Source organism: Methanobrevibacter millerae (assembly GCF_900103415.1).
GTDB classification, from domain to species: Archaea; Methanobacteriota; Methanobacteria; order Methanobacteriales; family Methanobacteriaceae; genus Methanocatella; species Methanocatella millerae.
The window spans coordinates 133,922-146,358 of sequence record NZ_FMXB01000006.1 but is presented as its reverse complement, the minus strand read 5'-3'; the positions used below and the strand labels follow the sequence as shown (position 1 = coordinate 146,358).

The 12,437-nt window shown below is 33.9% G+C and carries 12 protein-coding genes; 3 read left to right on the top strand and 9 right to left on the bottom strand.

Annotated elements, in window-relative coordinates; all coding sequences use genetic code 11:
• The 3 genes from F3G70_RS12260 to F3G70_RS05160 form a co-directional block, all read right to left on the bottom strand.
• The coding region (locus tag F3G70_RS12260; protein ID WP_223166015.1) for a hypothetical protein at nt 1-252 on the bottom strand (252 nt) is incomplete at its 3' end.
• A gap of 522 nt (nt 253-774) precedes the next feature.
• Nucleotides 775-1,533, bottom strand: coding sequence for a DUF11 domain-containing protein (locus tag F3G70_RS05165; RefSeq protein ID WP_188118084.1), 759 nt, complete (start codon nt 1,531-1,533; stop codon nt 775-777).
• Between the two features lie 114 nt (nt 1,534-1,647).
• Nucleotides 1,648-2,532 carry a hypothetical protein gene (locus F3G70_RS05160; protein ID WP_149731634.1) on the bottom strand — a complete coding sequence of 295 codons (885 nt, stop codon included), beginning with the start codon at nt 2,530-2,532 and terminating at the stop codon, nt 1,648-1,650.
• A gap of 182 nt (nt 2,533-2,714) precedes the next feature.
• Between F3G70_RS05160 and F3G70_RS05155 the strand changes: the two genes are divergently transcribed.
• The gene (locus tag F3G70_RS05155) at nt 2,715-3,086 is read left to right on the top strand and encodes a hypothetical protein (protein WP_149731633.1); all 372 of its coding nucleotides are present in this window, start codon (nt 2,715-2,717) and stop codon (nt 3,084-3,086) included.
• 275 nt (nt 3,087-3,361) lie between these two features.
• The gene (locus F3G70_RS05150) at nt 3,362-4,006 is read left to right on the top strand and encodes a queuosine precursor transporter (protein WP_149731632.1); all 645 of its coding nucleotides are present in this window, start codon (nt 3,362-3,364) and stop codon (nt 4,004-4,006) included.
• A gap of 373 nt (nt 4,007-4,379) precedes the next feature.
• Here the strand turns inward: F3G70_RS05150 and F3G70_RS12255 are convergent, their stop codons facing one another.
• From F3G70_RS12255 to F3G70_RS05135, 3 genes are all read right to left on the bottom strand, one after another.
• A complete protein-coding gene (locus F3G70_RS12255; RefSeq protein WP_223166014.1) occupies nt 4,380-4,604 on the bottom strand; it encodes a hypothetical protein in 225 nt (74 codons plus the stop codon).
• A 241-nt stretch (nt 4,605-4,845) separates the two neighbouring features.
• On the bottom strand, nt 4,846-5,697 hold the full coding sequence (locus tag F3G70_RS05140; protein ID WP_149731631.1) for a Sir2 silent information regulator family NAD-dependent deacetylase: 852 nt from the start codon (nt 5,695-5,697) through the stop codon (nt 4,846-4,848).
• 3 nt (nt 5,698-5,700) lie between these two features.
• Entirely contained in the window at nt 5,701-6,483 is a 783-nt protein-coding gene (locus F3G70_RS05135) for a protein-ADP-ribose hydrolase (RefSeq protein ID WP_149731630.1), read from the bottom strand.
• 134 nt (nt 6,484-6,617) lie between these two features.
• On the opposite strand from F3G70_RS05135, the gene F3G70_RS05130 reads away from it, so the two are divergent.
• On the top strand, nt 6,618-7,001 hold the full coding sequence (locus F3G70_RS05130; protein WP_149731629.1) for a winged helix-turn-helix transcriptional regulator: 384 nt from the start codon (nt 6,618-6,620) through the stop codon (nt 6,999-7,001).
• A 738-nt stretch (nt 7,002-7,739) separates the two neighbouring features.
• On the opposite strand, the gene F3G70_RS05125 is transcribed toward F3G70_RS05130, so the two are convergent.
• From F3G70_RS05125 to F3G70_RS05115, 3 genes are all read right to left on the bottom strand, one after another.
• Nucleotides 7,740-8,618 carry an ROK family protein gene (locus tag F3G70_RS05125; RefSeq protein ID WP_149731628.1) on the bottom strand — a complete coding sequence of 293 codons (879 nt, stop codon included), beginning with the start codon at nt 8,616-8,618 and terminating at the stop codon, nt 7,740-7,742.
• Between the two features lie 558 nt (nt 8,619-9,176).
• The gene (locus F3G70_RS05120; protein ID WP_188118083.1) at nt 9,177-10,781 is read right to left on the bottom strand and encodes an ABC transporter ATP-binding protein; all 1,605 of its coding nucleotides are present in this window, start codon (nt 10,779-10,781) and stop codon (nt 9,177-9,179) included.
• The gene (locus F3G70_RS05115) at nt 10,771-12,381 is read right to left on the bottom strand and encodes an ATP-binding cassette domain-containing protein (protein WP_149731626.1); all 1,611 of its coding nucleotides are present in this window, start codon (nt 12,379-12,381) and stop codon (nt 10,771-10,773) included. Before F3G70_RS05115 ends, F3G70_RS05120 begins: the two co-directional genes overlap by 11 nt.
• Nucleotides 12,382-12,437: the final 56 nt, after the last annotated feature.

The window sequence follows — 12,437 nt, the reverse complement described above, 5'->3', positions numbered from 1 at the left end:
ACATTCTTCTTCCATTTTAGTATAATTGGCAATATCTATGCTAAAACAGTACAATACTACTATTAAAAGTAGTGTTCGAGGATATGCTGGACGTCCACGTTTGGATTCGAATTCTGAATCCAATTGATGCATTAAATTTTGAACCATTTTGCTGAATGCAAAATTAGTGATTGTTAACAACATTTTAGGACAATCCCCCTCCTGTTTAAGTTTATTTAAAATACTGCCATCTTTATACTCTTTCAATTCCATAACTGGCATGAAAAATCAAAGTATTATTCAGTTTAAAGAATTATTCAGAGGTTTTAATTTTCAATGAAAATTCACTAAAAATCAATGAAAATTCCGTGAAAATTAAATTAAACACATAAATTTTATCTAAAAAATTTAATAAATAATTCTTATATAATAATATGTAATTTAAAGTATTTATAATTATTTATTTTAAATTTTAAGTAATATTAAACTAAATAAAAGTAATTAAAATAATATACATAAGTTGTTTTTAATTTAAAGAATTTTAAAAAGAAAAAAATATTTCTAATTCAAGATGAATCTCAAGATCTTTTCCAGAATAAAAAAATCAAAAAATGCCAAAATAAAAATTCTCAAAAATATTAAAAATAAGAGTTCTTAAAAGAATAAAACAAAAATAAAAGGCAATTTAATAGTCAAATAGAAAAAATAAGTAAAATAATCAAATTAAGGATTTATTGACAAACCCCTTAAAAAAAGAAAAAAGGAACTAGATGCGAAATCTAGTTAAATTTTAATTTATCTTTTCCTGTTTGGAATCCAAATACTGCCAAATATAACCATGATAACTGCAATGAGATAAGCTATTGGATTGCCAGCAGCTAACATTTTTGCAGGTTCGGCTACTTGTACTGAAGTTGAATTTGTTGTATTTGAATGATTTGGAGTTGGAGGGCTTGGAGGTACTGGTGTCACATTTTCAATGACTTCAACGGTAGAATTAGCATAATTGTTTGATAGATTGTTGTCAGTCTCGTTGCAGATGACATTTACCTTATTGGTAAACAATCCTTCCTCAAGTGCAATGCAATTCAACTCCAAGGTTATGCTTTCGCCAATAGTCAAATTGTCGATTGTCCATATTCCACGTTTCTCATCATAGAATCCTTTGGATGCATTATATGATATAATTTTAATGCCTGATGGCAATGCATCAGTTACCAAAATGCCATGAGCATCACAGGGACCGTTATTTAAAACATTGATTGTCCATTTCACACGGTCACTAATGTGGATGGATGAAGCATTTGCCGTTTTGGTAATGGACAAATCGCAAACAGGTTCTTTAATAATTACTCTATTGGTTACGTACTCGTTAGTTCTGTCATTATATGAAGTAATGGTATGATTTCCAGGTGTTAACTTAGGTATTTTAGAAAGGTCACGATAAATCTCCAAACTATAGGTGCCGTTAGCATCAGTGAGTTTGTTTATTAAAGTGCCGTCAACGGAAAAGTCAACAGATCCATTTGCATAAGCATTCCCGTTTTCATCCAAAAAGCTTACATTAAATGCATAAGTTTGCCCATAGAAAACATTTAAATCATCACTTAATATTGTTTTTTTAACAATAATTTTGGAAGTGGTTTGATTCTTGCCGAATTGTCCATCTTAAGAGATAATGGCATCATATTCTCCTGGTTGCAACATTATGGATAATGCGGCATAGCCTTTAGGTGTGACTTCGCGCTCATAAGTGGTTCCATCAATCATGATGAATACTTTCTCGCCGATTAAAGGAATACTGCCATCAGTTAAATAAACCTCTAAACTTTTATAATAAGTCTTATATGTCGTGACATTTTCCGATGTTAAGATGACACCGTAATCTGTTGCATATGAGGTCACATTGATTTCATCATCCGTGCCCTGAACATATGAACGGATATTATAGATTCCCTTTGCCTTTGGCTTAACATTTAGAATAATGTCATTAAAACCATTGGATGCAGAGAGATTCCAGTAAAGTATATTTTGACTTGAATCATAATGATAGTCTCCTTGAGAGACTTCAGCATCAATGAATTCAACGTCATCATCCAAAACGAATACAACACTCATTTCATCATCAATATTGTTTATTCTATAATGTACACTGGTCTCGGTATTGACTAAGACATTGCTTGAACTATTCACCACCTTAAAAACAGAATCTGCTGGCTGTTTTTCGAAGATGTGGGTTCCTAAATACAGTTTATTTGGATTTTGCGGAATAGTTGAAGCAGGATGAAAATCATCATTCCAATAGACATAGGTTACAATTTTTGAAGTATTCAAACCGACATTAAGTCCATTATCATCGGTTGCATAAATGTCAACACCATACTTCTGCCCGTCGGGAGTATCATGCAGCTTATAATCATAAGAATAAAGATTACGTCTATTCCAGCAGGTATTCTCATAAGAGCAAATCTCTATTATCGCGTCAACGGGATCTATTGCATATTCCGTAGCATTTCCCTCGTGAAAACCATAATACTCATTCGGAATAATCAAAAATTCCCCCGGCTTTAAGGTTCCATATAAGCAGGTTTGATAATATGCTATACCATAATTTCCATCAGGATCTTTTATAAAAAAATGACCATATTTGAAATATTTAAAGATATCCTGTACTCGGTTATTATCTTGCCAACAAGGAATTTAAGCTGAATGATAAGAAACTCTGCATTTCAGGATTGATAATACTTATAATTTCTCTGGCAGTCTTTGTATACTTAGGCTACACAAAGGTCGGTCTGATAAGATATGAGAACCTGCCGAACATGTTCATGGGCATTGGACTCTTCCTGTTTATAATGTGCCTGGACAGACTGGACATATTCAGCAGGATCAAGGATAATTTCATTGGAAAGGTAATTATTTCATTAAGCGTATGCAGTTATGGAATGTACTTCTCTCACGTGATTGTTGTAAAAGAACTGTCCTACCACAATCCCGGATCCAACCTGCTCTTTCCATTGATGTTTGTGCTGATAGTATTTTTAAGCTGGCTTCTGCCTTATGTCTTAAGTAAGATTCCTTATCTTAAAACAGTTAGTGGGGTTTAATCATTTCTTATTTTTCAAATAAGCCTCCACAGTCTTCAACAGTTTCTCCGTATATTCATAAATCTCACTAATTTTGGAAATAGCTATTTTTCCAATATGAGAACCATAATTATCTCTCTCCAAGGGCATAATCATTTTTAAGGTTTTAATATGAATTATTATTTTTGCATTCCTATTGGAAATAGTGAATTATTCTGTGAGCTGTCATTATTGTTTCCAATCAAAAGATAAATTAATGCTGAGTGATAAATTAATTAACAATGGGTGATTTTTGAATGTTTGAAAACATGAATAAGACTAAAGCATATGCATATCTTGCGGGAATATTTTGTGCCTGCATGATTGCATCCAACATATTGGCTACTCGAACACTGGAAATAAGCTTCATAGCTTTGCCATGTTCTATATTGACATTTCCGATACTATTTATTGTTAATGACATCCTATCTGAAATTTACGGCTTTAAACTGACAAAAAATATTATCTATTTGGGTTTCATCATCAATGTTGTGGTAGTTGCCCTATATCAGGTTGCCATGATATTTCCTTCAAACAGTCCCAATGCCCCTGCATTTGCAGCGCTTCTCTCAACAACACCCAGGCTGTTTGTAGCAGGGCTTATTTCCTACATGATGGGCAATCTTTTAAATTCCCAAGTACTTGTCAAATTAAAGGAAAAATATTCTGATCTGCTTTTTGTACGCGTTATAGTGAGTACCATAATAGGGGAAACTGTCGATTCTGTAATTTTCATTTTTGTTTCATTCTACGGAGTTCTGCCGAATGATTTGGTTTTGACCATGATCTGCTGTCAGATAGTGTTCAAGGTACTGTACGAACTGATATTCTACGCTTTAACCCGAAAAGTGATTTTCAAAATAAAAACCCTGGATGAGGGGTCACTCTTTAGCAAGAATTAAAAAAAGAGTTATTGGAAACTCATTGTGTTTCCATAAATTAGTCTTTGAATTTCTTCACGAACGATTTGGTTTACAAGTCCTCAATCCGCTTTTCCTTTGAGCTCGTTCATACACATTCCCATCAGTGTATCCATGGCATCAATCTGGCCTTGTATCAAATCAACTTTTTAGAATTATGATAATAATATCGGCAATGATAAAGCAAAGAATGGATTCATTACCATAGCTATGCATGAATGTGAAAAGTATGGCTGCAGAGACAATAAATCCCAATAAAGAAATTATAGGTCGATTTAATCTTGTTATTGGATAGATGCTGAGTGTACAGATAGCTAAACATATTATCCCAGTGTTATGGCTGTTCCCAAAATCGCTATCCAATGTATTTCTGTTTGCATTCCGGTAATGGTGAACACTTCAAATGCAGGATTTTCCGGAGTTTCATATAAGTTTTAACTAATTCGTTGGAATCAATTGCTTGTTGTTTTAATTCTATGCTGTCTGTAAATTCAACCGCACCGGAAATTCTTAACCCTGAGAATTCATGTGTTGCAACGACCATTTCACAGTTTGGTTCCGCATTCAATTCCTTAAACATTGGTTTCGTGTTTGCGCTACAGAAAGGGGTTTTCCATCTTCTTCAAATTAAAATAGAATTGGCCTTACTTTTGTGTTTCCATCTGATCCACCAGTTGCTAGATATATTAAAGAATTTTCTTTTAAAAAGTTTATAACTTCACTCATTTTTACCAATCCCTGTATTTTTATATTTAATAGGTTATTCAAGCTTATACAAATTGTTTTTGTAACTTTAGGATTACATGGTAACTTTTTAGTAGTTATATTCTTTTTGTCCAATAGTCAAAGATTTCTGAAATTTCCTCATCAAAGCTAATGGTCTTATCCTTGTTTTCAGGTATTGCCTGCGCATAACTCCTATTTAATCGAATTAATTTAACGTTTGGATTATTATGTGTCATCTGCTCAAACGGATATCTGATGATTACTGGTGTGTTGAAACCTACGCCCAGTTCCAATAGGACCAATCTGTCATCAGTTCCTATTTTTTCTAAAAATTTTGAGTAGTTGTCATGCATTTCACGCCATTTTTCATCTTCAACAAAGTAGTTGTCTTTTCTGACATTGATTTCCATATTGCCTCCGCAAACAGGACATACGGGAACCAAATCTGATGGAATCATGCAGTCATGGGTGTTTTCAATAGCTTCAAAGACTAATTCCCTATTCGAATACAGTTTATCATGGCATGCCGTTTCACACTGCATCAGACCATAATCTCCCTGAGTTGCAAATATCCTTTCATCCTCAAAGCCATTAATCCAAAACTGATGATCGACATTGGTTGTCAAGACAAAATATTCCTTATCTTTCACTAAATCAAGCAGCTGTTCGTATAATTTTGTTTTTCCAACAGAATATCTGTTCACATAGACATGACGTGCCCAATGAGCCCATTTTGCTTCTTGAGTTTCATAAGGGTAGAATGTAGCGGAATACATGTCTGTTACACCATATTTTTCAATGAAGTCGGCGAAGTTATCCTCAAAACGTTTGCCAGAATATTCTATTCCGGCAGCCGCTGAAAAACCTGCACCTGCACCTATAAGCACATAATCTGCATCATTAATAGCATCAATAGCTTTATCCAATCTTAAAACGAATTTATCCATTAGTTATCCTCCAAACAATAAATTTTTATAAATTAGGTAACTCCTCTGTGAGAATGTATCAAAAATCACTTTTTCCAGTGATGTTTTATTTTCATTCAAATAATCTTCAACTGTTTTGATTGCGATTTCAGCTGCTTTTCTTTGAGGAAAATTAAAAACGCCTGTTGAAATGCTGCAAAATGCAATTGATTTAAGTTCATTATAACTGGCCAAATCCAAACATGACTTATAGCAACTTGATAGTTTTTCACAGTCTTCATTGGAAGGTTCCGCCCCATAAGGAATTGCAGGTCCTACAGTGTGGATTACATGCTTTGAAGGCAAATTATATGCATTGGTAATTTTTGCTTTTCCGACTTCCTCATCATGACCCTGTCTGTGCATTATTTCACTGCATTCCTGTCTTAATTGTATTCCTGCTGAAGAATGAATAACATTGTCAATGCAGTTGTGCAGGGGAATAAAACAGCCAAGTAATTTTGAATTGGCGGCGTTCACGATTGCATCAACATTCAGCGTGGTAATGTCTCCCCGCCATAACGCTACTTTCCCTTTGATTTCAGTGATATCTTCGGCTGAAGTCAGATTCTTGTTTAATGTTTCATTAGTCAAAAATTCGTCCTGAATATGTAAAAATTCATCTGACACCTCTAAAGGAGGCCTTACATTCACAAGAGACCTAAACAGTAATTTTTTATCATTAATGTCCTTTGGAATATTTATTTCTTCATCACGTTCATTAATTAAATACTTGATTAAAAAGTCTAATTGTTGCTGTGTGTTTATATTAATTCCTCCTATATTAGTTCAATATTATAATTGGAGTTAACTATTTAAATGATTTTTGTAACTTAAAGGAAACTTGGTTACTTGAAGGTAACCTAAAAATATAATTAATAACCCAAAACAGATTATACAATATGAAAGGTGAACGAGTTGTCTGTCCTGTTGATGTGACTCTAAATTTGATAAATAAAAAATGGTGTATACAGATTATAAGAGATATGTTCTTTGGTAAAAAACATTTCAATGAGTTTAAAGAGGACAAACCCAATTTAAGCAATAAAGTATTGTCAAATTGTTTAAAGGAACTTGAAGAAAAAGGATTAATTGAAAAGCTAGTTTTGAATACAACACCGGTAACTACTGAATATTGTCTGACGGAATATGGAAAATCAATGAACAGAATCGTATATGAACTGGCAATGTTTACATTGTATGATGAAAATGACAATACCTATTCTGATGAAACCCGCAATGAATTAAAAAACATGTTCAGGGAAGTGCTTGAAATCGATTATTAAAATAAGTTTCAAGATATTCCGGAGTTAGGCATCCTAGTAATTTTTCATGCGCATGTTTCCAATAGTTAATAAGATTAATTTGATATTTGTTGAAAACATCATGTAGAAATGAACTATACGAAAAATTAGAAGAACTGCCAAAAGAAATAAAAGCATTCATTAAAAACTTATCCAAATACTTAGATAAAACAATACAACACATAATTAACCGGAAAATACCAAGTACGAATAATTTGATTGAAGGTTTTTATAAAACAACACTTCCGGGCAAAATAAAAAGAATTTTCAAAACATATCGAGGATTACTCATCAGAATAAAACTCAATGACATCAGATGGATCAAACGATGTGTAATAAAAAACAAAAACTAAACATCAGTACCAAATCGGACAGAGCCAAATATTATGTTGTTTAGTTAAAAGTAGTAAATATTTTGCATAGTATGTGGGCAAAATCTAAATTTTAAAGTTTTTAAAACCTTATTTAATTATTTTACTTGTTTAAAATAAGAATTTAAGTATTTAATTGGTTAAATATGTATCATTTTTTCTATGGATCTTTCATGCACCATTTTGTTTCCACTCTTGCCGGAATTACTGGACCACATTAACTGTGTTGAAAGTTTGTTGTTTTTTGTTTTCCTCACTCTAGATTTCATGTAGATTTTTTCACCTATGAAACTAGCAGAATTTATTTATTATTTTTATATTTTCAAGTTCTAAAATTATTCTGTGAGAGTTAAAAGTAATTTTTTTCCATTACCAGAAAGTTGTATAATGCTCCGATACATCCGGCTGCATTTCCAAAACGGCATTTAACGATTGAAGGCTCGTTTATCGCTTCGCCGGATTTCACCATTAGAAATTCCCTGAGACTTTTTTGAATTTCTTCAATCACCACATCTTCGGCTGATATTCCTCCTCCGATGCAGAACCTTTCAACGTCCAGTATTGATTGGATGTTTACTATTCCTGCTGCAACCGTTTGTGAATATTCCTTCATTGCTTTTATGGCAGTTTCATTGTTGTTTCTGTAGTTTTCAAAGAACTCGAAGCTGTCAGCAAAATCTGCTGTAAGGCTTTTGTGTCCTGCAATTTTTCCGAAGCGTTCATCGTTGTCAGGATCCTTAAGACGGCCTAACATACTTGAAAATTCCCCTGAAGAGCCAAATGACCCTCGATAGAGCTTGCCGTCAAGTATTATTCCACCTGCTATTTCTGTGCCGAGTCCAATAAAAACTCCGTTTTTAACACCTCGAAGATTTCCCTTCCAGAATTCCGCCAGTGCCCCGCATTTTCCATCATTTTCAACCCATACCGGTTTTGTGTATTTCTCTTCCAGTATGGATTTCAAAGGCAAGTCAGACATCCATCTGAATGCTCCTGCCGTATGGGCGATTCCCTTTTCAGCATCGATTTTTCCAGGAAACGACATCGCAATGCCTGATATGTTCTTAAGTTGGGGTGAGATTATTTCATCCAATGATTCAAAGACTTCCCCTTTGCCTCTTCGGGTTTTAATTTCGTTGATTTTGGAGATTTCTGCGGTACTGTCTGCTGTGACATATTTTATTGCCGTTCCGCCCACATCTATCGCAAGGTATTTTTCGCTTTCCATGACTTACCGTCCAAGTGTCTTTGATAGTCTTTTTCTTCTTTCGGATATTAATTGTTATTGATGATTTTTCCGCTGTGGGCAGGGATGTGTTTTTGATGCATTTGGATGCAATAAAATGTATGGTAATGTTTCACCTTTCAATCTTGAGGTCCGGATTTCACATTACCCTCAATCTTTTAAAAAATCGGCTCAAGTTTCAATTGTGTATATATCATTGAAAAATGATTTTAGACATCAATTGGCAGATAGTAATGTTGTTTCAAGATTGAAATGTATGTGAAGAAATAATTCCTGATGCTCATTTGATTGATAAGATTCAGTCAAACTGAAACTGGGGAGAATCTATGGGAAACTTAAGATTATGTATGAATACAGGTTGCCAGAATAATAAAAAAATCTCTCTGACTCTGTTCTTATTTTGAACAGAGCAAGAGAGGATTAGTGCGTTTATATGCAGTTAGGTTAAAGTATAATAGTGTGGGGCTAAACTAATAATATTTTGTATAATATACAACAAGCATCATTTCTGATTTTTGAAGTTATATGATTAGTATTGTTTCAATTAATTGGCAATGCCTTCATATCCAGCATATTCGCCACATCATCATCCTGAGCCAATACAATTGTCGTTCTGCCCTCAATAATTTTTGTAAGTAAATCAATTCCCAAATCCTTATTGTAATCAACAATCAGCAGTTCCGGATCACGCATCAACGCTCTTGCAAGACATATCAGTTTTCTTTCACGGGTGCTTATATTATGTGAGTCAAATGATATTTTGGTCTCATACCGGTCTGGGAATTTTTCAATTAAGCTGTGCAGTCCAATAGATTCACAGACTTCCATTACATCTTCGGGGCTGAATTCGTCTCCGCAAACAATATTTTCTTCAACAGTTCCATCGATGACGTAATTTTCCTCTGTTGAAACTCCAATAAGATTTTTGTTTGAATTTATATCATATTTGCTTAAATCCAAATCATTCACTTTGACGCTTCCGTTTTCAGCTTCAAGAAGGCCTAAAAATATCTTAATTAAATCGTTTCGCTTATCTCCTGTAAGGCAGACATGTTCGCCAGGCAAGATTTTCAGATTGAAATCTTTTATCTCGCCATAGGTGATGTTTTCAAATTCGATTTCGCTGATGCCGTCAACTTCCGGAAACTCTTCTTTTCTCTTTTCAGGTGAATCCAAAATTTCATATATTCTATCCAGACATGCATATGAAGTTCTCACGGTATTCAATGTATTTCCAATTGATATTATTGGTTTTTTCATTAACTGATAGTATAAGACAAAGGTTGTGAATGTTCCCATGTCTATGCTTCCGACATATACTAAAAGTCCTCCATAAATATATAGAAATACCTGCAGATTAATTGTTATAAATGAGTTGACCGGATACATTGCCTCAGTATAAAATCTGGACTTTTTATAACTGTCCTTTTGCCGGATATTATATTCCCTGAACCTTTTTCGGGAATACTCCTCACTGTTGAATGATTCAATCATCATACGATTTTTCAGAAAGTCTCCAATGAAACCCATTATATTGCCCAAGTCATTTTGATGGATTTTATATTGGTCTCTTGTTTTTTTGTGAAACGGATATATCACAAAAGGATAAATCAAAGCCAATGCAAAAAGTATTCCGGATAATTTCAAATCCATATCGCTGCTCATCCAAAGGACAAATATTATTATTGCAACGTCTGAGAGGAAAAGAATTATTGTGTTGCTTATAAATGCCTTGAGGTTGGCAACGTCATTGTTGATTCTGGCCATTATGTTGCCGTCGAATTCTGACTCGTCAATGTCAATATAGCTTAATTTTGCATATAACTGATTTCTCAATTTCTGAATTGCGCCTTCGCTTGTTTTGGCCATTATCCTGCTGGCAGGTATTCTAATCAGATAGCTTATGGTAAAGAGTATCACTATAATTATAACGTCATTGAACAAATTTTTTGGTGGTGTATCGTTTAAATCTAGGGCATATCTCATTAATGAATTTATCAATTTTCCGACAAGTTTTGGAGCATAAACTGATAATATGACTGATATTATCATTATGGTAATGGCTGCCAGTATTTGATATTTATACTCCTTAAGAAGACTGATTAGCTTGGAGGTCAGTTCCTTTGTGGAATACTTATAAACCATTGATCTCACCGCCATTCAATTCTATGACCTTGTCAATTTGAGGATAGCTTTCAGTGTCATTATCGATGAATATTAAGGTTTTGTTATCAAGTCTATCCAGGATATTCCTGATTATGATTTCCTTATCCTCGGAATTGATGGTGGAAAATGAATTGTCAAAAACATAGATTTCTCTTTCATGGGCAATGCTTCTTGAAATGGACAGTCTCTGCTTTAAGTCACTGTTCAGATTTTTCCCGTTTTCATAAACTTCAAAATCCAAATCCCTGTCAAACAGTGAAACCCTGCAGGCTTCAATCACATCATCGGGACTTATGCTTTCATCACCCAGCCGAATATTTTCCAGCACACTGTCCTTTAAAAAGTTGGGATTGTCTGGAGCATAGGAAATCAATCTTCTTAAGCTTTTAGGGGATACGGCATTATTGTCTACTATGACTTCCCCTTCAAATTCCCGGTAAAATCCCATAAGAAAATTCATCAGACTGCTTTTACCGCTGCCGGCATCACCGGTAATCAATGTATGCGAACCCTTTTCAATCTCCAGGGATATGTTTGAAAGAATGCGTCTTTCATCATAAACGAGAGTTATATCATTCAATCTGATATCTTTAAAATCACTTATCTCCTCAATTTCATCGTTTTTGCTTTTTTCTAAAATTAAAACGTCTTCAATACGGGTTGCACCGGTATATGTCATGTGAAAAGTGTTTGTAAATGAAATCAGTCCACTCAAGCTTCTTATATAGTAGCTTATAATCAATAGAATGAGGATTATGTCTATAATTTTCGTGGAAGATATCTCGAAGGTGGCGGCAAAGTAGGATATGACAAGAATTAGCACGATAATCATTGCGATTAAAATCACCAGGAAAATGTTCAGTCTGTACTGAAAGAGATAGCCCTTATGGTATGACTCATACGCAACGCTTTTAAATCCATTTTCGCCCAATTTTTCTTTATTGTATTGCTTATATAAGTTTCTAACACTGATTTTATCCCTGAATCTTTTGTTGATTTTTCCGAGAATTGCCTTGACCTTGAAATAACTGTTGGCCAATCCCATTAGTTTATAAATGAAAATGCTTAAAAAAATCAGTGAGGATAATGCGAAAACTAAAGACATCCTCGGATCTATATCATATAAACAGATAGTTATGGTCACTGTCAAAAGCAAAACGAAGAGGACTTTCTTAATGAATGTCATCAGTGCTGCCTGGAATGATGCAATTCCCCTAACTGTCCTTGTCATCAAACCTGAAATAGCGATTTTGTCAAATTCATCCATAGAATCCATGCTTGCATATATGTCAAAGAGCTTTTCACGGATATCATAGCCGAAATTGGATGTGAATCTCACTGAAAGATATGAAACCCCTACTGAAGATATAACTAGCAGTATTACTGCAATAAATACGGTTAATATGCCCGTTTCAAGTATGCTGTCCAGTTCTATCGTATATTCCTTAATAAGCAACATCAGCATAGGAAGGTCGCTGATAATCTCAATTTGACAGTACGTATAAATGAACATAAAAATGACAATCAATGTCAGTATTTTCCAATATTTTCTAAGCAAATATTTGATTAAAAGCCTCATTTGGATATTTCCTGCAGTATCAGTATAATCATCAATGAATGATATTATTAGTTTGT